19 protein-coding genes and 1 pseudogene are annotated in these 21,484 nt (G+C 29.5%); 19 read left to right on the top strand and 1 reads right to left on the bottom strand.

The features are described 5' to 3' along the window. The first annotated feature begins 5 nt into the window (after window positions 1-5). From pheT to SALLE_RS03200, 18 genes and pseudogenes are all read left to right on the top strand, one after another. Complete coding sequence (gene pheT, locus SALLE_RS03285) at window positions 6-2,414, top strand: phenylalanine--tRNA ligase subunit beta (protein ID WP_115558204.1); 2,409 nt, start codon at window positions 6-8, stop codon at window positions 2,412-2,414. A gap of 1 nt (window position 2,415) precedes the next feature. Further along, entirely contained in the window at window positions 2,416-2,934 is a 519-nt protein-coding gene (locus tag SALLE_RS03280) for a YceD family protein (protein ID WP_115558203.1), read from the top strand. A gap of 17 nt (window positions 2,935-2,951) precedes the next feature. Continuing rightward, window positions 2,952-3,131 (top strand): 50S ribosomal protein L32, encoded by a 180-nt coding sequence (gene rpmF / locus SALLE_RS03275; protein ID WP_115558202.1) that lies wholly within the window; start codon window positions 2,952-2,954, stop codon window positions 3,129-3,131. Between the two features lie 375 nt (window positions 3,132-3,506). After that, window positions 3,507-3,935, top strand: coding sequence for a division/cell wall cluster transcriptional repressor MraZ (gene mraZ, locus SALLE_RS03270; protein WP_162807945.1), 429 nt, complete (start codon window positions 3,507-3,509; stop codon window positions 3,933-3,935). Next, window positions 3,935-4,873 (top strand): 16S rRNA (cytosine(1402)-N(4))-methyltransferase RsmH, encoded by a 939-nt coding sequence (gene rsmH, locus SALLE_RS03265; RefSeq protein ID WP_115558200.1) that lies wholly within the window; start codon window positions 3,935-3,937, stop codon window positions 4,871-4,873. Before mraZ ends, rsmH begins: the two co-directional genes overlap by 1 nt. 13 nt (window positions 4,874-4,886) lie before the next feature. Beyond that, window positions 4,887-6,290 carry an acetate and sugar kinases/Hsc70/actin family protein gene (locus tag SALLE_RS03260; protein ID WP_115558199.1) on the top strand — a complete coding sequence of 468 codons (1,404 nt, stop codon included), beginning with the start codon at window positions 4,887-4,889 and terminating at the stop codon, window positions 6,288-6,290. Window positions 6,291-6,397: 107 nt separating this feature from the next. Beyond that, a pseudogene (ftsZ, locus tag SALLE_RS03255) lies at window positions 6,398-7,546 on the top strand (cell division protein FtsZ); the annotation flags it as partial. 234 nt (window positions 7,547-7,780) lie between these two features. After that, on the top strand, window positions 7,781-8,122 hold the full coding sequence (locus tag SALLE_RS03250) for a cell division protein SepF (RefSeq protein ID WP_115558197.1): 342 nt from the start codon (window positions 7,781-7,783) through the stop codon (window positions 8,120-8,122). Window positions 8,123-8,166: 44 nt separating this feature from the next. Further along, window positions 8,167-9,123, top strand: a complete 957-nt coding sequence (locus tag SALLE_RS03245) for an alpha/beta hydrolase (RefSeq protein ID WP_115558196.1) — start codon at window positions 8,167-8,169, stop codon at window positions 9,121-9,123. Window positions 9,124-9,143: 20 nt separating this feature from the next. Further along, window positions 9,144-10,424: an ATP-binding cassette domain-containing protein gene (locus tag SALLE_RS03240; protein ID WP_115558195.1), complete on the top strand. Its 1,281-nt coding sequence runs from the start codon at window positions 9,144-9,146 to the stop codon at window positions 10,422-10,424. 15 nt (window positions 10,425-10,439) lie between these two features. Continuing rightward, the gene (locus SALLE_RS03235; protein ID WP_115558194.1) at window positions 10,440-11,414 is read left to right on the top strand and encodes a hypothetical protein; all 975 of its coding nucleotides are present in this window, start codon (window positions 10,440-10,442) and stop codon (window positions 11,412-11,414) included. Window positions 11,415-11,417: 3 nt separating this feature from the next. After that, a complete protein-coding gene (locus tag SALLE_RS03230) occupies window positions 11,418-12,443 on the top strand; it encodes an ABC transporter permease (RefSeq protein ID WP_115558193.1) in 1,026 nt (341 codons plus the stop codon). An 11-nt stretch (window positions 12,444-12,454) separates the two neighbouring features. Then, window positions 12,455-12,841: a hypothetical protein gene (locus SALLE_RS03225; RefSeq protein WP_115558192.1), complete on the top strand. Its 387-nt coding sequence runs from the start codon at window positions 12,455-12,457 to the stop codon at window positions 12,839-12,841. A 228-nt stretch (window positions 12,842-13,069) separates the two neighbouring features. Continuing rightward, on the top strand, window positions 13,070-15,793 hold the full coding sequence (gene ileS, locus SALLE_RS03220) for an isoleucine--tRNA ligase (protein ID WP_115558191.1): 2,724 nt from the start codon (window positions 13,070-13,072) through the stop codon (window positions 15,791-15,793). A gap of 21 nt (window positions 15,794-15,814) precedes the next feature. Next, entirely contained in the window at window positions 15,815-16,492 is a 678-nt protein-coding gene (locus tag SALLE_RS03215) for a signal peptidase II (protein WP_115558190.1), read from the top strand. A 3-nt stretch (window positions 16,493-16,495) separates the two neighbouring features. Further along, entirely contained in the window at window positions 16,496-17,413 is a 918-nt protein-coding gene (locus SALLE_RS03210) for an RluA family pseudouridine synthase (RefSeq protein ID WP_115558189.1), read from the top strand. Between the two features lie 9 nt (window positions 17,414-17,422). Next, window positions 17,423-18,781 carry a hypothetical protein gene (locus SALLE_RS03205; RefSeq protein WP_115558188.1) on the top strand — a complete coding sequence of 453 codons (1,359 nt, stop codon included), beginning with the start codon at window positions 17,423-17,425 and terminating at the stop codon, window positions 18,779-18,781. Then, entirely contained in the window at window positions 18,782-19,261 is a 480-nt protein-coding gene (locus tag SALLE_RS03200; protein ID WP_115558187.1) for a deoxycytidylate deaminase, read from the top strand. It begins immediately after the preceding gene. Window position 19,262: 1 nt separating this feature from the next. On the opposite strand, the gene SALLE_RS03195 is transcribed toward SALLE_RS03200, so the two are convergent. Continuing rightward, complete coding sequence (locus SALLE_RS03195; RefSeq protein WP_115558186.1) at window positions 19,263-19,925, bottom strand: ribonuclease HIII; 663 nt, start codon at window positions 19,923-19,925, stop codon at window positions 19,263-19,265. A gap of 91 nt (window positions 19,926-20,016) precedes the next feature. Here SALLE_RS03195 and SALLE_RS03190 point away from each other — a divergent pair, with 91 nt between their 5' ends. Beyond that, window positions 20,017-21,483 carry a hypothetical protein gene (locus SALLE_RS03190; protein WP_115558185.1) on the top strand — a complete coding sequence of 489 codons (1,467 nt, stop codon included), beginning with the start codon at window positions 20,017-20,019 and terminating at the stop codon, window positions 21,481-21,483. The last annotated feature ends 1 nt before the right edge of the window (window position 21,484 follow it).

Below are 21,484 nucleotides of genomic sequence, written 5' to 3'. Positions count from 1 at the left end.
AACTGATGATAATTACAAGAAATTGACTAGAAAAATATATTGACTTAAAAGGAATAGCCAACTCTCAAATTTCGGTGGCATTAAATTCGCTGGGATTTGAAGTTGAAGAAGAAAAAAATTATGATAATTTAAATGATGAATTAGTATTAGGTCATGTTGGTTTTTGTGAAAAACTACAAGGCACTGCTTTGAGTACCACTTTTGTTGATACTGGAACTGAATTGCCTCACTTAATTCTTTGTGGAGCTGGAAACGTAGCAGAAGGGCAATTTGTTATAACTGCTTTACCCGGGATGAAGATTGCCAACGGACTAACAATTAATAAAAGGGAAATTCAAGGTAAAACATCAGAGGGAATGATTTGCTCATTAGAAGAAATCGGTTTAGGAAAAGAGTTTCAAACCGAAGAAGAACTAGATGGTATTTATGAAATTCATTCAAAAGATGACTTATATAAACTTTCAGGGACTCCGATTTTAAAAACAATTGGTTTTTTAGATTATACTTGAGAAGTTGATTTAACCTTAAATCGAAGTGATGCCCTTTCTGCTTTCCAAATCGGGAAGGAAATTGCCAATTACTTTAAGCGAGACTTCAATCTAAATCTGGAGACGGGTTTAAAAGAAAGTTCTCAAAAAACTAAATTTGATGTTAAAATTTCTGAAAGTATTAGAGATGATATTAAAATGGTGGCCCATACTTTAATTGAAACAAAAAAGATTTATTCATTAAAATCAGAAAATCTATTCTTATACTCAAATGATGAGTTGATGATGAAATTTAGTGGAATTAAAAAAGAAAATAGTTTTTTTGAAGATGTCGCCAATTTAATTGGTTTTGAATCTGGGCAACCAGCAATTATATTGGATGCTAAAAAAATTACTAAATCTTTAGAAATAGTTAACTTAGGAAATGAAAATGATCCTGAAATCGTTATAAAACATGATGGCAAATTAGTTTCAATTCTTGGTAAAGGAATTGAAAGTGATTTTTTACCAACTGAAAAAAGTGAGCAATTAGTAATATTTTATTTAAACATTAACCCAATTTTAATGCGTCGCCAACAAAAAAAATTAAACTTATCAAATTGTGCCTTACAAAGATATATGAAGCCAATGAGTTTGAACCTGGTAAATCTAGCATGAGAGGTTACTATTAGTTGATTTCATAAGTATGATTTTGTTGAATCTTTTGAGGGGTTAACTTTTATTAAAACTGAAGCTACTGACCCAAAAACAATTTTATTACCATCGAAAAGAATACGCGAATACCTTGGCTTTGGACTTAATTTGTCAAGACTGAGAAAACTATTTGCACATTTAGATTTTGAAATTAATCTAATTGGTGAAAAAAATAATATTTTTGAATTTATTTGCGATAAAAATAGATTAGACTTGAACTTTGAAGCTGATATAATCGAGGAAATCGCACGTCTTTATGGTTATGATAATATCAAACCAATTGCTCCTGTGATTCCTATGACTCAAAAACCTAAGGATTTAGAGAGAAATATTCAAGGTAAAGTATCCAATTATTTAATAGGGGCAGGATTTACTAATATTAAAACATACTCTTTAATAAAAGAAGAGGATGCGATTAATTGAGATTTATTTAAAATTAATAAACCAATCAAATTGATGTCTCCAATTAGTAAAAATCACGAAGTCTATCGTCAAACACTTATTAAATCTTTTATTGATACTATTGAATTTAATTCAAGCAAGGGTAATAAAAATACTAAATTTTACGAAATAGCAGATCTCTATAATTTGGATAAAATTAGACAGCGTCATTTGACAATTTCAACAACAGGTGATTTTATTGATGATAAGGTTAATAAAACTAAAATTCCTGGAAGTTTTGAATACTTAAAATCAATTTGTGAAAATGTTTTAAGAGTTATGAATGTAGATTTAGAAGAAATCGACTTTCTTCTAAACGAAGAATCATTAAGCGAAATGCATCCATACATCAACGCAAAAATAATGTATAAAAATGAAATTATTGGTTTTTTGTTTAAATTAAATCCTCGCAAAGAACAAGCTTTGAAAGTATCAAGCGCTTTCATTCTTGAAATGAATTTAACAAGAATTAAATTAATGTCAAAGAAAAATATTGAATTAAAATCTATTTCAAAATTCCAAAAAACTTCTCGTGATGTATCTTTTGAGATAGATTCAGATATAACTCTAGGTCAACACATTAAACAAATTTGTGCAAGTGTAGACCACTTAATAGCCTATAAAATAATTGATGTTTATCAAGATGAGGGATTAAAAAACAAGAATGCCAAAGCAATTGCAATGAATTTCACTTTTAACTCTCTTGAAAAACAATTATCAGATCAAGATGTAGCTGAAGAATTTAATAAAATTCTTAAAAATATTGAAAATTTAGGTTATAAGGTGAGATAAAATGAATGTCTATACAAAAAGAGAACTGAACAATAAAAAGAAAATTGATCTAAATTTTGAACTAGAAATAAGCCAAGACGAGGATTTTTCAGCTTATTTAGTAAAGGGATTTAATAAAATTCAATTTAAAGGAAAAATCAACTACTCTGATACTTTGGAATCTGTTGAAATAAAGGGTAAAATTGACTTTGAATTAATGGCTATTGATGCTAGAAATGGAGGCACATTTCCCTATAAAAACTCAATTGATTGAGATGATAGTTATACCTTTAATGAGGAATATAGCGACCAACAAAACCTGATTTTAAACGACCAATTAGTTTTAAAAGATTTAATAATTGAACAAATTCTTTTAAATATTCCTGTGAACTTATCTAATAATTGTGGTACAATTTCTAAGGTTGGTAAAAATTGAAGTTTATTATCAGAAGATCAATTTAACGAACAACAAGAAAATCGCGTTGATGAACGCTGATCTAAACTTCTTGAATTACAAGAAAAAGACAAAAACATTAAATAAAAATAGGAGGTGTTAATATGGCTGTACCATTTAGAAAGACTAGTAAGGCTGCGAAAAACAAACGTCGTAGTCACTTAAGTTTAGTTTCAAACGCAATTATTTCTTGTCAGAATTGCGGGGCAATGATTAGACCACACCGTGTATGTAGAGAATGCGGAAACTATAAAGGCAAAGAAGTAGTTAGAGTTGAAAATTAATTTTCAATTAACTTAGTTCTATTAATAATTCAGTTATATTCATGTTTATTCATGAATATAACTGAATTTTTTTTGCTTTTTATTAGCTAAAAAGCCAGATTATTTGATAATTGTGTCTAAAAGTGGGAGGAAAAATCAAAATTAAAAGCCTAATAAAAAAAATAATTTTAAATTATTTTTTTTATTTTCAATTATTTTTAAAAATAAGTAGTAAATTGAGCTTTTATTACCTGTAAAAGCCCATAAACACTGGGTTTTAGCGATAAAAGTCATTTTATATAATTTATTATTTTTTTGAAAATAATTTGAAAAAATGTTGCCTATGACCATAAAAAGATATATAATGTTTTCAAGTGGGAGAAAGTGGGGGATTTTGTGTTATTAGGTACATTCGAACATAATTTAGACGAAAAATTACGTTTAACCATTCCTTCAAAACTAAGAAACCAATTAGGTGATACTATTTATGTTTCTAAGGGTTTTGAGGGTTGTTTAGAGATTCGTAGTCAAACTGAGTTTGAAATCTGATATAAGGAAATCTCTCAGCATAGTTCTACTAACTCTAATGCAAGACTAGTTGCAAGACAAATTTTCTCAAACTCAGCAGAAATAGATTTTGATTCAGCTGGAAGAATTAAACTTCCAAGTAATCTACTAAATCTGGCTGAAATTACAAAAAATGTCTTAATATTAGGTATTGGAGATAAAATCGAAATTTGAGATGTCAAAAAATATCAAGATTATAGCAATGGCCACTTAACAGATCTTGAAGAAGTTGCAAACCAATTAGGCGGAGCAAAATAATGACTGAACTACATGTTCCAGTATTATTAAAAGAAACTTTACAGATTCTAAATATTAAGGAATCAGGAGTTTATGTGGATGCAACTTTAGGTAGAGCTGGCCATAGTCAAGAAATTCTAAAGCGCCTAACGGTTGGGCAACTGTTTGGTTTAGATCAAGACACAACAGCCATTGAATATAGTCAAAGTGTACTAAAAAATGTGGGTAAAAATTTTAGAATTCTGCAAGGTAATTTTAGCGAAATTGCCACTCTATTGGCCTTGAATGATGTTTTCAAAGTTGATGGAATTTTATTCGATTTAGGAGTTTCTTCACCACAATTTGATAATGCAGACAGGGGTTTTAGTTATCGTCTTGAAGGAAAACTTGATATGCGAATGAATCAGAAAAGTAATGAATTAACTGCTTGAAAAATCGTTAATGAATGAAGTTTGAAGGATTTAATCCAAATCTTTAGAGAATATGGTGAAGAAAACTATGCAGTGAGAATTGCAAATCGCATCATTGAGGCTAGAGAATTAAAACAAATCAATACAACTCTAGAACTTGTTGATGTGATTAAAACTGCATTGCCACAAAAAGTTTTAAAAGAAAAAAAACATCCCGCTAAAAAGGTTTTCCAAGCTTTGAGAGTTTGTGTTAACAATGAAATAGAAGTTCTTAAAATGGCTTTAAAAAGTTCGTTAAAACTACTAAAAAAAGATGGAATATTAGCGGTAATTACCTTTCAATCACTGGAAGAAAAAGTTGTGAAAGAAGTATTTAAATCAGTAACAATTGACGAGCAAGATAAATTCATTGCAAAATTACCAATCCCAATGACATCAAAAAAAGATTTTGAACTTGCTGTTAAAAAGCCTATTAAACCCAGCGAAGAAGAAATTATGATAAATAATCGTGCACATAGTGCAAAATTATGAGCTATTAAAAAAATATAGAAGGAGCAAAAAAATGAGAAGTGAAATATACGCTGCATTAGAGATTACAAAAAACGAATTGCGCTTTGCTGTTGGTAAATACCAAAGCAATAAAACCTTGAAAGTGTTATACAAATTTCAAGAAAATGGAAACTGATTAAATCAAGAAAACGAAGTAATTGATTCAAAAATGGTTTCAAACTTATTAGCAAAAGCTGTAAAGGAATATGAAAGAAACTTTAACAAAAAAATATTAAAAATTGCAGTTGTGGTTCCTGAAAAAGATACAGAAATTAAGGAAGCAATTTCAACACTAAATATAAGTAATGGGGGTCCTGCTAGAATCGTAACTCAACAAGACATCATTCACTTAAATAACGAGGCCAAAGATGTTAACTATTCTGATAGCCGTAAAGTTGTTTCAATTAAACCAACTCGTTATGTAATCGATGATACTTACAAAAAGGGAGTAGCTCCATTAGGGGCTGTTGCTCATAAAATTGCAATGTATTCAAATGTTTACACAATTCCAACAAAAGTTTATAATTCTCACTTACAAGTTGTTAAAATGGCTGGCTATGATGTATTAAACTGTTTAATTAAACCTTATGCATTGGCGAGACAAATTGTAAATATCGCTGATTTAAGAAACAAAATTTCTCTAGTTGTTAACTGAGATTCTGAGTATATTTCACTTAATATCTTTGCTCAAGAAACTTTGGTAAGAATTACTCCAATTAATGTTGGTTTAGACAAAATGGCAATTGAAATTGGTAATAAAATATTTACAAAACCTGATGTTGTTAAAAAATACTTATTTAAAATCCTTGATTTTAAATCAAATAATTTAAGTGAATCAATAATTTATAGAAAACACTTAACAAACGAAAATAAAAACTTTGAATTAACAATTGGAGAGTTTAAAAACATTTTCAGTGAATTAATTAGCAATATTATGCGTAAACTTAATAACATTATCAAACACGAAATTATCCAAAATACTAACAACGATTATCAAATTTACCATACTGGCAAAATTACTGAGATTTCTGGTTTTGAAGAATTACTTGTTTCAAAAGAGTTGATTGATCACCAAATGATTTACTACTCAGATGTAATTGGGGGAAATGATATTTGAACTACTGCCTTATGTGGAATCATGATTCAAGAACACATTACTAATAAAAATAGCAAGGTGATTACCACTTCAACTGGAATCGAAATGGTTGAAGAAATTAATCCAACCCCTTCAGTTTATAATCAAAATCCAAATTTAGGTCATATGGCTGGGCCACAACACAATCATAATCATCAACCGTTATTGCCAAATCATAATCATACATTTCAGCATGCAAATTTAAATGGTCAATTTCACCAACCCCAAAATTTTGCAGCTATAAGCCATGGTCATAATATTAGAAATTCAAAATTTCAATAAAATTACAATTTTGTTAAACAAAATGGTATTATAAAACAAACGGAACAAAACCAATCTGTTAATAATATTAATTAATAAAATCAAGAAATTAGTTAGGAGAAAAAAATATGAGCGAAATAAATTTAAATTTAAACCAAACGGCTAAAATTAGAGTAGTTGGAGTCGGTGGAGGTGGATGTAATGCTGTTAACCGCATGGTTGAAGAAAACGTCCAAGGAGTCGAATTTATTGTTGCAAATACTGATGCACAAGTTTTGGCTGCAAGTAAAGCTGAAACTAAGATTGTTATTGGAGCTGAAATTTCAAAAGGATTAGGAGCTGGTGCAAACCCTGATATTGGAAGACAAGCTGCGATTGAAACTGAAGCTAAGCTAAAAGAAGTTCTTTCAGGAAGTGATTTAATTTTCATTGCTGCTGGAATGGGTGGAGGTACTGGAACTGGTGCAGCTCCCGAAATTGCTAGAATTGCCAAAGAAACTGGAGCTCTAGTTATCGGAATAGTTACAAAACCATTCCGTTTTGAAGGACGTATGAGAAATTCTTATGCAGTTCAAGGAATTGAAGAATTAAGAAAATATGTTGATTCAATTATAATTATCTCAAATGATCGTCTTTTAGACATAATTGGAGGAATTCCTGTAGCTGAATCATTCCGCGAAGCTGACAATATTTTAAAACAAGGTGTTCAAACAATTACTGATTTAATTGCTGTTCCATCAGTAATCAATTTAGATTTTGCTGATGTTAGAACTGTAATGCGTGGTAAGGGTAATGCCTTGTTTGGAATAGGTATTGGAAAAGGTCCTGATAAAGCTATTGAAGCTGCTAATAAAGCTATCACTTCTTCGTTATTGGAAACCAGCGTTCGTGGTGCAAAAGATGCCATTGTTAACGTTACTGGTGGTAAAAATGTTTCTCTAAATGACGCATATGACGCAGTTGATATTGTTCAACAAGCTAGTGGTGAGGATTTGAATATTATTTTCGGAATCGCTATAAATGAAAATTTAGACGATGAATTAATCGTTACAGTTATTGCAACCGGCTTTGAAGATGACTATCGTAAAACTGAACCAATGTTTAGTCAAAGTTTTCAACCTTCAAACAATAATCGTCAAACTTTTGAGGCTGAACCACAAATTCAACCAAAACCTCAAGTTCAATCATTTAATGATTACGATCAACAAGTGAATCATCAAAATGTTGCTCCTGCTAATAACCAATTTGAAAACTTTAATGATGAATTTGATGATGAGCCGTTGCAAAATGCTTATGATCGTCGAACTCCTTTAACAGAGCGACAAGATCCAAAACGTCCAAGTTTTGTTCAAGAGGAAGAGAATGAAATGGTATCAATTCAAAACCGCATGGATAAATTTAAAGAGGGAGAAGATAACCTTCAACCAAAACCAGATGCAATTAATGTTGCTGATAATAGTGATGATGATGGTGATTTCCCGACTTTCTTGAGAAAAAAATGGTAAGTAATTATGGGCTGAAGAAAAGATAAGAAAGCAGAAGCTAATAATCAAATAGAAAATAAATCAGCATATCAACCACCACATGAAAGACCTTTAAATAGTCGATTTAGTTTTGAAAATGAAGTTTTTGATATCAGTCACACAACTCATTTTGAACCAAATAGTTATAGTGAAATTCAAGAAGTGGCTGATGCGCTGATTCGTTTTCGAAAAGCAACAGTTAGTTTCGCAAAACTAACTGCTCAAGATAAGGTTAGAGTAATTGATTTCTTGACCGGAGTTATGTATGGTCTTGATGGTGATTACCGCAAGCTAGATAATAAAGTCTATCAATTTATATTACAGCACTAGATTGAAAAAGAGTACAAACTCTTTTTTGTGTTTAAGGAGGAAAAATGGAAGATCGTTTTATTGCTAGAAAATTAATAAATCTTTTTAATAAAGCACATAATTTGGCTTTTCTAAGTAGTTCTACTACAAAAGTTAACTATAATTTGGTTAAACTTTTTAATACTGCTTTTAATGATGAATTTAAAAACAATCCACTTTACATTGGGGATGGTGTAAAATTGGAAACAATAAATTTTAAATCAGAGGATAACTTAAATTTATCAGGAACAATATATCGTAATCCTGTTAAAACTAACAAATGAATTATTGGTTTACATGGTTATTCAAGTTCTGGGATTGCTAAATTATTTTCAATTTGAAATTATCGAGAACTCGGATACAATTTAATGGTTTTTGATTTTCGTTGTCATGGTAATAGTGATAATGACATTATTACTTTGGGATACAAAGAAAATTGAGATTTAAAAGCTGCAATTAAATATCTTTGAGCCAACGAGGTTGTTGAGTCTATTGGTATTTCAGGAACTAGTATGGGTGCTTTTACATTGAATTATTTTTCAATTACCGAAGAGGAATTCATTCGTAAACACAAAGTAAAATTTGGGATTTCTGATTCTACTTTTATGAGCGCTCCCAAAGCATTAGAATATTTAATCAACCATCAAGCTCCATCAATTTTTGGTAATTACTTATCAGTTGTTAAACAAGACATAATTGATATTTATCGTGATGAAAATGATGTAAACTTAGACAACCTTGATTATTTAAAGTTAATCCCTAAAAATCTTAAAAGTTTTCCAATTTTATTGATTCATACAATTGATGATGATGTAACAAATTATCAAGATAGCGTTAAAATTTATGAAGCTAAAACAAATGCTGAAAAATCAGCCAATAATGAGTTAAAATTATTTGAGAGCGGCGGTCATACTAAAGCTATTGTAAAGAATTATGATGAGTATATGAAGGTTTCGAATCAATTTATAATCAATAATCAATAAATGTTTAAGGAGTTTTATCAATGAAAGAAAAAGAAAGTAATGTCCTTGTAGAATTAAATAATGTTTCTAAAATATTTAAAAAGGGAGCTTGGGCCTTAAAAAAAGTAAATTTAAAAATCCATAGAAATGAAATAGTAACTTTTCTTGGAGCCAACGGAAGTGGTAAGAGCGTTCTAGCAAGTATTATTGCTAATAATTTAGCTCAAACCGCTGGATTTATTGACTATTACTTTACTCAGGATTCAGTTTTCAATTCTGTTGGAATTCAATTTCGTGATCAAAGCTGACCAAGCGGCTTTATTACAAAAGATATAATTGAACTTTACAAAAACATTTTTTTAATGGAAGATGAGGTTTGAATTCAAACATTAATTGAAGTTTTTGAAATCAATGCTTTTATTAATAAACCACTCTCAAAATTGAGTGTCGTTAATTTACAAATGTTTAGTTTGTTTCTAGCTTTTTTTCACAAACCAGAACTAGTTGTAGTAGACGAAATCTCATCATCGATTGGTTATAATTTTAGAACAAGAATTTTTGAATTTTTTGAAAGCTTTGTTAAAAATTATAACGGAACTTTGATAATAGTTTCTCCTGACCATGACTTTATTGACCAATATGCATCAAGAGTTATTTTCTTAAATGATGGTCACATTATTGATGATCGTAGTATATTCGAACTAGAGCAAAAATATCTTTCAGCAGCAAACTACATCAAAAAAATTAGTAATGAAATTACTTCAAAAATTATCAAACCAAAGCCCGATCCGTTTTTTAAACCGATTTTAAGAGATTATAATCTACAACTAACAGGTCTTAAAAAGCAAATTGAAAAGGCTTTTGAAAAGTACACTTTCGTTAAAGAAAGTTCTTTTGAAATTTTTGTCGAAAATATTTTATTTTATTTTGATGAAATCGCTAATGAAATTACAGAACTTTCTAATCAAAGTCTAGAAAAAGAAAATGTTATCAATTTAAGAAGACTAATTAAGTCAAATACAAAGAGGTCTAAAGTAGAGTTACAAAAAATTAAGAGATTTATAAAACAAAATAGTAATTTTTTAAAGTTGAAAAAAATTGAAAAATTAATTAAAGACTTTATTGATTATTTAAATATTAAGGTTAAACCAATTTTTAGATCAAATGAAATTATTTTTGGTGGTAAAAAGAAAAAATTATTAAATATTAATAGCGATCAAACAGAATTAGAAAAAATGAAGCAAAAGTATATTCGTAAAGAATTGAAAATTATAAAAATGGAGCGAAAAAATTATAAAAAATTTAAACGCAGTTTAAAATAGTTAGAAGGGGATAATATGAAAAGAAATTGAGTAATTTTTAAAAAACTTTGAAAAATTCAATTTCATAACTATTGAACTGACGTTACAAATATAGTTTTGGGAATTGTTATCACCACTTTTACTTTAATATGTTGATTAATGTTTAAAAACAAAGGTGTTACAACTGACCGATTCTTATTAGCTTCTGCTATTGGGATTGCTGTTATTAGGAATTCTCTATATAATTTTGGTCGAACAATTAATGATTTTAATAATAAGCATCTAGTAAAAGCCTTTTTACTGACACCAATTTCGAAAAGAATTTTAGTATTTTCATTATTAAGCTTTAATTTTGTGATGAATTTTATGGTAATATTTTTATTATTCGGAATAGGAATGTGTTTTCCAGAACAACGCGCCTTGCTTGTTAATGTTAACTGACTAATGTTTTTAAGCTCTCTATTTTTAATGATTATTTTATCAAATTTGATTGCCATAATAATAGCTTTTTCATTTAAGAATAATGAAGTAATCATTTCGATTTTTGTTTGATTTTATTTTATTCCAATGTACATGTTAGGTCTTGGTATTCCATACTACTTAATTAATTCAAATAATACTTTAAATGTCATAACTTATTTTTTCCCACACCGCTATGTTCTAAACCTTATGCAAGCGGGTTGAATTGGGGATACAACAATGTCATATCCAATGGGAGACGGAACTTTTGCTAAGAATGGGTTTGGATATATGAACCAAACATGAATTCCGTATTTAGTGACAATTTTATTAATTTTAATTTGCTCAATTTGAATTTCAATTATTTTTTACAAGAAATTTTCATATAATGCAAAGCGCTTCAAAGGTTATCCAGGAATTCATAAGCATTTAAATCGAATTTATCGTTTTAAAGAAGCTAAGAATTTAGAAGAACTTGATCAAGTTATTTCTGGGAAAAAAGCAAGACCCGATAAAATTGAACCACCAATTCAAGCAAAAGGGGGTAAATAGCTCATGAAACAAAATTTAAAAACAATTATGATTTTATACCGATTGCAGTGAAAAAATTGGCTCAAGGGTTATATTAATTTATCTTTAGGGATTGGGGTAACAATCTTAACTTTGTTAATTTGACTTTCATTTAAGCAAGATGACCCATTTTTATTAATTTCTGCCATAGCGGTTGGTATAGCCAGAAACTCGATTAGTACTTTTCTTAGAACAATTTCAGACTGAAGAACAAAGGGTTTTAGCGAAAGACTAGATAATACGCCAATATCCAATTCTATTAAATTTTTTGCCATTTTTTCTTTTAATCTTTTTAACTGTATTTTTGTTACTATTCTAGTTTTTGGAATTGGGCAAGCATTTTTCCCTGAGCAGAGAGCATACTTATCAGAAATAAATTGAGCAATGCTTTCAACTGGACTGTTTCTAGTTTGATTAATTTCAATTCTTCTAAGCTATGTAATTTTTATTGCTTTTAAGAATCAACAAGTAATGATGGCCATTGCGACACTTTTATATTTCTTCATTACCTATTTATTGGGTCTGGGATTTCCATATCATTTAATTATTCAATACCAATGACTTAAAGTAATTCTTTACTTTATCCCGCATCGATACATGATTAATGTTTTACAAGCGGCTTGAGTTAATGCTCCAAATATGAAATATGATTTTTATAGCGGATCTGAACTTAAGTGATCTGTAGATTTTGGGTTTGGAGGACAATTATGAATTCCATACTTTGTTACAATTTTAATGATAATAATTTTTACACTTATAATTCTTTTAAATTTTATCTATAAAAATCGCTTTCATAAAATTGAAGGTGCGGGATTTAGTGCTTTCAAAGCTAAAAGTCTAAAATACATTGATGAAATAAAAAATATTTCAGATATCCAAACTTTAGAAGCTATTAGTAAAACTCGCGACTTGGAAGTTCGGTTTTATCGAGTAAAACAGCGAGCAGAAAATTATAAATTTAAAATATATATTGACAATAAAGATAAAAATCGCAATAATAAAAAGGAGTAGAGGTGTTTATAATGAGTTCATCAAATGAAAATAATGAGTACTTTGCTAAATTAAGTTTTTTACAAGATGAAAATCTTCATTTACGCCAAGAGGTAGAAGTTTTGAGAGCTAAACACAAATACCTAGATGAGGGAGTTGCTAAAACCAAAGAAGTATTTGATGTGGCTAATCATAATGCTGAAAAAATTATTATGAGAGCCTTAGATTTTTCCTTTAATGTTAAACAAGCAATTACCAAGTTATTGTTAAATTTAAGAGAATTTAAAGATGATGAACAAAATTTTTTACAAGTTATTGAAAATTTCTTAGAAAGAAACGAAAAAATCTTTAATTTTGAAAAGAATGATATTGCCAAGGTGGCACAAATAATTCGTGAAGAATTATTAGAAACTATGTAACAAAATTAATTTTTTGGTTATAATATATTTAGTTAAGACAAGAGTTGAAAGCAATAGATTTCAGAGAACTAGTGTTTGGTGCGAACTAGTATTTATCTTTTATACTTATCACTTGATTTTTTTTATTCACTGAATTAAAATTAAGGCAAATTATTTTGCAAACAAGGATGGTACCGCGCTAATTCGCTCCTTAATTGGGGTGAATTTTTATTTTATAAGGAGAAGAAAATGGCAAATTACAAAGATACACTTTTAATTCAAAATACTGATTTTGAAATGAGAGCAGGTTTAAAGGACAAAGAACCAAAAATTCAAGAAAAATGAGAAAAATTAAACATTTATAATAAAAAAATTAAACTTAATGATAAAAAACCTCTATTTATACTTCATGATGGTCCACCTTATGCGAATGGTGATATTCATGTTGGTCATGCTTTAAATAAAAGTTTAAAGGATTTTATCGTTCGTTGAAAAAATAGTAATGGCTACAAATCACCATACATAATGGGTTGAGACACTCATGGTCTACCAATTGAAACCGCAATTGCTAAAACAGGAGTTGATCGTAAAAAGGTTAGTCCTGAGGTTTTCAGAGATTTATGTAGAAACTATGCAATCGAGCAAATTGAAAACCAGAAAAAAGGTTTTAAAAGATTAGGTATTTTTACCGACGATAAAGTAATATATCGCACCTTAGATCCAAGTTTTGAAATTAGCCAATTGAAACTATTTGCAAAATTGGTTGAAAAGAAATTAGTTTACAAGGACTTGAAACCTATCTTTTGGTCTCCATCAAGTGAAACTGCTTTGGCTGAGGCTGAAATCGAATACCAAGATGTTAAATCTCCAAGTATGTATATTGCAGCCAAGGTTGTTAAAACTTCGGCTTGAAAAAATTTACCTCAAGACCATTTCATAATTTGAACGACAACCCCGTGAACTATTCCAGCGAACCAATTAATTGCTGCAGGAAGTGAAATTGAATATGTACTTGTGAGCGTAAAAGGTGATGAACGTCGTTTTGTTATAGCAAAATCTCTTTTACCTATTGTTGGGGAAACAATCGGTTGAGAAGAACCAAAAATTATTGCAACTTTTTTAGGCTCTGAATTAGAAAATTCAACTTATCAACATCCACTCTATGAAAAACAAATTTCAAAAGTTGTACTTGGAGAACATGTAACTAGTGATTCTGGAACTGGATTAGTTCATACTGCTGGTGGTTTTGGTGAAGATGACTATCAATTAGTAAAAAGGGAAAAAATGCAAGCATTCGCACCAATTGATAATAGTGGTCATTTTGACAAAACAATTGAGGACAAGGATTTAATCGGTGTATTTTATGATGATGCCAATAAAATTGTTGGTGGGAAATTAACTGAAAATAAAAACCTTTTAAAAATGAAATGAATAACTCACTCATATCCACATGACTGAAGAACTAAAAAGCCAGTAATTTGAAGAGCGACTGCTCAATGATTTGTAGGTCTAGAAAAAGCAATTCCTCAAATTGTTACTCATATTGATAAAATAAAAACAAAACCCGAGTGAAGTCAAAATCGTTTAAAATCATTAATCGAAGGTCGCAAGGAGTGAACTATTTCTCGCCAAAGACTATGAGGGGTTCCTATTATTGGATTTTATGACAAAAATGATAAATTAGTATTAAATTCAGAAGTAGTGAATTTTGCAATTGATATTCTTGCAAAAGAAGGAACAAATGTTTGATTCACAAAACCAGCCGATTACTTTTTACCAGAATCATATAGAAATCAGAATCATACTAAAGAAACCGATATTCTTGATGTATGATTTGATTCGGGTTGTTCAAACATCGCCTTGCAAGAACGCTTCCCAGAATTTAAACGTCCATATGATGTTTATTTGGAAGGAAATGATCAATATCGTGGTTGGTTTAATTCTAGTTTAATTAACTCAGTTATTTGAGACAATCAAGCTCCTTATAAACAATTAATTACTCATGGAATGACCAATGATGAAAAAGGTAAAAAAATGTCAAAATCAATCGGTAATACAATAGATCCAATTTCTATTGCCAATGAAATGGGTTCTGATATTTTGAGATTGTGAGTTGCTTCAACAGATTATACAGATGACCAAAAAATTGGAACAGAAATTCTAAAACAAGTGGGTGAATCTTATCGAAAAATTAGAAACACAGTGCGTTTCATTCTATCTAACCTTGTTGATTTTGATCCAGAAAAAAATTACCAAAAAAAATTAAATCCAGTTGATGAATTTAGTTTACATAATCTAACAATTTTTAAACAAAAAATTACTCAAGCTTATGAAAGTTACCAATTCAATTTGGTTTACCAGTTATTAAATAACTATGTTAACAATGAACTTTCGGCATTCTATTTAGATTTCATTAAAGATATTTTATATATCGAAAAACAAGATGATTTAAGACGTCGACAAGTTCAAACTGTATTATATGAACAACTGTGAGTTTTAATTGACTCAATTAGACCAATCTTGGTTCACACAACTGAGGAAATATATGATAACATTAAATTTATTAAAAAAGAGGAGTCAGTTCATCTATTAGACCTTAGAAAACAAGATTTTTCTATAAAATCAGAGCAAGTGAATAACTGAAATAAATTCTTAATTTTTAGAGACGAAATCAATAAGGCTTTGGAGCTAGCTCGTAATGAAAAAATTATTAAAAAATCGTTTGAAGCTAAATTGGAAATTGAGATTAGTTCTGAATTTGAAGAAATGGTAAAAATTTCAGATTTAGAGCAAATTTTAATTGTCAGTCAAATTGAATTTAAAAAAGTTGCTGACCCAATTTATTCAGGTAAAATCGGAAAAGTTTGTGTTCAAATTCGTGAGGGATCAAAGTGTGAAAGATGTTGAGGAATTTTTGCAAAATTAGCAACAGAAGATTTATGTGAACGCTGTCATAAAGTAATATCAGATTAACAGAAATGGGGGTAGATTATTTTGGCTTTTCAAAATTTTAAAAACTTTTTAAAAAAGTATAATTATGAATGAAAATTTAAATTAATTGTTTGTTTACCAATTTTTATTGTTTTGGTGGTCATTGATTGAATTACAAAAGGAATTGTAGTTGCTAAAATGGCTTATAATTCAGAAAAACCATTAATTCCAGGTTTCTTAAGGTTGCACTACATAATTAATCCAGGAGCTGCTTATGGAATGAATGCTAACAATGTTGGCTTGGCAATTACAATTGCTACATTAGCTACATTATTATTTTCTTTAGTTTTCATTTTTGTCAATAGTCGCTATTGACTTATTGGAATCACAATTTTATTGTCAGGAAGTTGAGGTAATTTATTAGCTAGAGCCTGAGCCCCGGAAATTCCAGGTTATGGAATAAAAGGTGGAGTAGTTGACTTCTTAGTTTGAGATTTCAAATTCCTTGGTAGTGATGGGTATATTTTTAATATTGCTGATTTATGAGTTAATATCGCAATTGTTTACCTAATTGTTGTAGCCTTTCCTATGACTGTTTATCTGTTTATAAAAGAATCAAGGGAAAATCGTCGTTATGAACAAGAGCTAGCTAACTCAAATGGCGAACTCGATTCTAAGACAGAAAATATAAATACTAAAACCACTAAAACCACTAAAAAATCAAAGATCAAGGAGGACTAATTTATGAATAAAATAAATTTTACAGTTTTAGAACAAGAAAGACTTGATAAATTTATTTTTAGTAGCTGTCAGAATGACTTTGAATTTTCTCGCTCATATCTTCAAAAACTAATTAATGACAATTTTGTAGAAGTAAATGGTGAAATTAAGCCAGCTCGCTATAAACTAAAACCAGGTGACATTGTTGAAATAACAATACCCAAACCAAGTTCTTCAGAAATTTTGCCTGAAGACATTCCAATAGAAATTGTTTATGAAGATAAAGACATTATTGTTGTGAACAAACCAAATGATATGGTAGTTCACCCGGCACTAGGCAATTATTCAAAAACATTAGTTAATGCTCTAATGTTTCACATCAAAGATTTATCAACAATTGGAGGGGTAAATCGACCTGGGATTGTTCATCGTCTTGATAAACAAACTACAGGACTTTTGGTAGTTGCTAAAAATGATAAATCTCATAAAAAATTGACAGAAATGTTAAAAAATAAAGAAATTCACAAAGAATACCTTGGCATAGTTCATGGTGTAATTTTGGAAAATGAAGGAGTAATTGACGCCCCAATTGGTCGTCATCCTGGGGATCGCAAAAAGATGACTGTTACTGAAAAAAACAGTAAATATGCCAAAACTAATTTTAAAGTTTTAGAAAGATTTGAAAAACACACTTTAGTAAGCTGTGTAATTGAAACTGGTAGAACCCACCAAATTAGAGTTCACTTCAATTTTATCAAACACCCAATTTATGGGGATCAAGTTTATGGATATTTAAGTGATAAAAAATCAGAATTTGGGCAATATTTACATGCCTGAAAATTGATTTTTGATCACCCAATTACTGGAGATAAAATGTTGTTTGAAATTAACCCACCAGAGCAATTTAATGATAAAATAAATATGTTAAGAAAGTCAAGTTAGGAAAGTGCAATGAAATCAGAAATAACAAATAACCGTCTTGCCCTAGTGAATTATTTTATTAAAAAAGAGGGTTATAAACCGCAGAAAACTCAAAAAAATGACGAAATTTCATATTTATATAACAGTAATGCTAAAATTAAAATTATTAGAATAAAGGCTAGTTCAGAAGATAGCGATTTTAGAAATGATCCGATTATTGAGGAAATCGCAAATAAATCCAAAGAAGCAAGTCGTGAAAAAATTCAAATTCTTTGAATTTATTTAGATGATTCATCATTTGAAAAAGATTTAGTTGTTGATTCAGATATCAAAATATTAGGAAATGAAAAAAATTTGGTTAGCAAATTAAATCCATATTTTTCAAATGTGGATAAATTGAAATTCAGTGATAAAACAGAAGAAAAAGAAATCATCGTTGATTTAAAAGATCAAGAGCAAGTTAAAAAATTAATAGAAGATCTAGATGATAAAAATAGTGATGTAAGCAAAAAATTTCAAGAATTTCACAATAAAATACAAAATGGACAACTAATTGGTACATGAATAATTACGGCTTTATTTTGTTTCGTACCATTTATTATTATTTTTTACTTGTCTATTTTTGTTAGATTAAATAATATTGATTCAGATACAACTAAATTATTCGTAGGTGGAACTAACTATAATTTAACAATTTTAGGAGGACAATTCTGAAGGGTCTTTACATATGGTTTTGCAAATTCTAGCAGTAATTTTATAACGGATTTAATATTACTAGCATTAAATATGTATATTATAAAAAAATTATCTTCGTATTCAGAAAACATCATCGGTGCTTTTAAATTAATGGTAATCGTTGCAGTTGGTTATGTTATTTGCGGATTAATTCTTTCTGTTATGATTCCTGCAAATGTCTTCGGAGGTTCGATTGTTATATCATCAATTCTATTTGGTGCCTTATTTATTAAAGTAAGTGGTAAACAAGATGTCATTTCTATTTTAGCCAAAAGGGAAATGATTGCTCCAGCATTTTTCCTATTTTTCTTCCCAATGATTGCTTGAAATGAGTCAATCTACTGAGTTATTTCTTCGGGAGTAGGTATTGGAATGGGGTTATCAATTGTTTTGAATTGAAACTATAAGGAAGGCTTTAACGGTTATTTATTTTCAGGTTACTTTATTGTAGCTTCGTTTATAACGCTACCAATTATTATGCTATTAGTTCCATCCTATATTCCAGCTCTGCATAATCCAACAATTAATGTCTTGGGAATGTACATTCAAAGAGGATTTTTAAAAATTGAAATGGCAAATGAAATTATGGAAAAAATAGGTTGAAAATGACAATTTATTTTTGACGGAAATGTCTTAGTTGTTGTTGGTGTTTAAATGCTAAAATCACGCAATAACTACATTTCATGGGATGAATACTTTATGTCCATAGCTGAATTAAACGCCATGCGAAGCAAGGATCCTGAAACTCAAGTTGGATGTGTAGTCGTGAATAATTTAAATCAAATAATAAGTTCTGGTTATAATGGTTTTCCTCGCGGAATTGATAATAGCAGTTTCCCTTGAGATAGAGACAAAGAAAATCAGTTTGAAAATAAATACCCTTATGTTGTTCATTCGGAGATGAACGCCATTGTCTCTGCTCGTTGCGACTTATCGGGTTGTGATATTTATACAACTCTTTTTCCTTGTCATCAATGTGTTAAAGTAATTATTCAAGCCGGAATCAAGCACATTTATTATGGATCTAATAAGTACGAAAATACCCCAGATAATATTGCTGCTAAAAAAATGCTAGATGAGGTTAAAATAACCTATTCTAGCAAGCCGGCTGTTAAAATAAAAATAACCAAATAAATTAATTATCCTTAAAATGCATCTTGATAAAACTTTCAACTTTATCGGGGTGATTTTTTTTGTAATCCCGAACCAATTCTTTCACTTCATTGCCTGCTCCAAGTGGCAAACTTAATCTTAGGTCTTTTTGAAGAGTTGCAATGGCATTAAGAAAATAAGCTCTAGCGATAATACTTGCACAAGCAACAGCTAAGAATTTACTTTCAGCTTTTGTGACTAAATTTACATTTTTACTTACTATATTTTTTTCTCACTGTTTCAAATATTCAAAGTACTTATTTTTGTTAACAAATTCATCGATAACAATATTAGTATCTTCAAGTTCTGGATTATTTTTTATTAAATCTAGTAAAGCGCCATTATGTCCTAATGCTTTTAGGACATGACTATTTTTGACCTTATTATAAATATTGTTATACTTCAGGTTGTCTATCATAACAACGCTATACTTAACATGTTTTTGTATTTCCTCAAAAATTTTCATGATACTTTCATTCGACAACTGCTTGCTATCCTTAATTTTTTTAAATACACTCAAATTAGAAATTTTGGTTTCATCTAAATAACAAGCAACAACTACTAGTGGACCGAAAAAATCCCCAACTCCAACTTCATCAGTTCCGATCATCTTATTGCTTGAAATAGTAGAATTTTTCTCAGCCATTTTGAAATACCTCTTTTATTTATTATAAACAAATACCAAAAAAATGTATAATGATATTAATGCTATTTGCTAATTTAAGGGAGGCTTTATAATGTTGATTAATATTGGTCCTTGATGACTTTTTGACTTATTAATTTTTATTTTAATTTTAGCCTTCACAATCTGGGGAGTTAAACGTGGAACCTGGGTAATGGTTTATTTTGGCTCAGTTAATATCCTTGTTGCAATCGTAATAATTTTTTTGGTCCCATTGCTAACAACAGCTACGGTTGCAAAAATTGCTCCGTTACTTAAATTACAAGGTTTAATTGATGCATTTGGTGATTTTGATAGAATTTTTCAAAGTGTTTTCAACGAAATAATAGCATTATTTGGTTCTGAAGGAGAGGGTATCACTGTAAATACCCAACAGTTTGCTGTTGACTTCATCAATGCTATTGTGGCCGTTATATTAAATATGATTTATCAACTGCTATTCTTTTTTGTGATTAACATAATTGCGTTAATTCTTTATTTTACGTTTATAAAAAGAAAATTAATTGCTATAAAAATTAATTCCCATGCAAACGCACTTATTGGTTCGATTTTAGGTTTAATTTTAGGACTATTGGCTAGTTTTGCCATTTTTAGTACTGCTTCTAATCCGCTCTTTAAGACTAATAATCAAGCTCTAACTGAACAAAGTATCAATACAGATGATTTATCTTTTGCTAATGTTCAAAAAATTTATGAATCAGGAAACGGTTACTATCGTAGGTCAGCTTCTAGTCCTTTATTTCGTTGAATTCCTAAATTCGGGTTTTATTATAATGCTGACTGTATTTCAAAATTTGTGGTAATTCCAGTATTCACTGCTGCTAACCATTTCAACGAAAACGGGGTAGAAAATACTTGAGAAATTACTGATTTTATCAACAACTTATATGTGGATAATTATTCAACAAATAGTTATTTAAAAACCGATGTTCGTAACTGTAGTTTATCAATGCCAAGAGAGGCACAGAGTCTATTTAGAATTGTAACTGAATCATCATTAATGACTGCAGCGCTGTATGAATCATATTCAAACGCTGGTGAGGAAATCTCAAGTTTTGATGATAAAACTCAGTTTAACTTTTCACCAGGAAGTTTTACAGTTCTACAAGAACAACTACAAAAATTTATGGCTGAAGAAAATATTGCCAAAATGGGAATTCGTGACTTTGAAAGATTTTACTCAAAAAATAACAATGGCTCAAATAATGAATTTATTAAAGTCGCTGATACAATTGAAACAGAAATTAAAAAAACCCCAGGAAGAAGTAATAGTATTATTAGAGTATTGTGCAACGGCCGTCTAACTTACAACTTCTTTAAAAATCTTTATTTTGTTAATCAAATTAACGAAGATTATGGAACCGGGGGATTCTTGCCATCATTTTATTCAAGTTTAGGACTTATTGCTGGTCTTGAAGCTGTCAGTTCGGGTAATGTTATTAATACTTTCACAGGATTAGATTATCACACAAACAAGAAATATTCTTTCAATGATTGAGCAGCGATTGTTGATTTTGTGTAAG

The organism is Spiroplasma alleghenense, from assembly GCF_003363775.1.
Lineage (GTDB): Bacteria > Bacillota_I > Bacilli_A > Mycoplasmatales > Mycoplasmataceae > Spiroplasma_B > Spiroplasma_B alleghenense.
This window is presented reverse-complemented; position numbering and strand designations above follow the sequence as displayed.